We start from the raw sequence: 1,033 nt of genomic DNA, 5'->3' as shown, positions 1-1,033 counted from the left end.
GGCTGTTTGTCAAATCCTGTTGATGAATAGTTTTGAAAAAGAATCAAGCAACTAAAGAATAGTTGTTTGGTTCTTTTTGTTTGATGATATTTTCTTCTAGCCTGATTCTAATTAATAAATGTCTAAAATTACTGTATCCGTAAGCAGTTCGTTCAATTTGCTTAATCTTGCGATTGACACCTTCAAGACAGCCGTTGGAGTAGCTGGAGGAGATACCATTTAGAATGCCAGTATAATTGTGCTTAAAGGTTAGTAATGTTTGATGCATTTGCTTGCCTACAGCTTGTTTTGAGTGAAGCAGATGAATAATCTGCTTTTCATCTTTGTTTTTGATAGCAGCCATAAAGTCCTGCATAACCCAATATGTGTTTTCGAGATCTTTATTACAGTCTAGGCCGTCTAAAACAACATGCTCTTGAGTCAAATAGTCTTTAAAATGCCAGTCATAGTAAGGCGTCTGTTTATTGAGCTTGTCATATTTCATGAGATAGAGCTTCCAGGTAGATTTTAAGAGCTTGTATTCACGGCTTTGTTTCTTAAATTGTTTCATAGTCTGAACACGCAAGCTGTTAAAAGATCTGGTGAGCATCTGAACCATGTGAAAACGATCAATGACAATCTGGGCATTTGGAAAAAGCTCTCTAGCGACGATTGGATAATAGCAGTTAAGATCCATGGTGACTGTCTTAACCATAGCCCGAGCTTTAGGAGTAAACTTATAAAAGTAGTGCAAGATTTCAGGCTTAAAACGTGTTCTAAGGATTTGGACTACTTGATGAGAATTGCCATCTAAACAGATAAAGTGCAGCTTCTTGCCAACGCCTTTAAATTCATCAAAAGCTAAATGCTCAGGAAGTTGATCTAAATCATCGTAGAACTTAGAAGAACAAGATTCTAAGACTCTTTGAACCGTATTAACTGATAGGTTATGCTCACGAGCAATACTGGTCATAGAGCGATCTTCTGTAAGAGCAGCTAAGATCTTACGTTTAGATGCATTAGAAATGTGGCAATATTTATTAACAAGGTTAGA

1 protein-coding gene is annotated in these 1,033 nt (G+C 36.5%); it reads right to left on the bottom strand.

Going from position 1 to position 1,033, the window contains the following annotated elements:
- Positions 1 to 43: 43 nt before the first annotated feature.
- A partial coding sequence (locus BN55_RS06435) for an ISL3 family transposase (protein WP_040469440.1) occupies positions 44 to 1,033 on the bottom strand: 990 nt, incomplete at its 5' end.

Source organism: Lactobacillus hominis DSM 23910 = CRBIP 24.179, from assembly GCF_000296835.1.
Lineage (GTDB): Bacteria > Bacillota > Bacilli > Lactobacillales > Lactobacillaceae > Lactobacillus > Lactobacillus hominis.
This window is presented reverse-complemented; position numbering and strand designations above follow the sequence as displayed.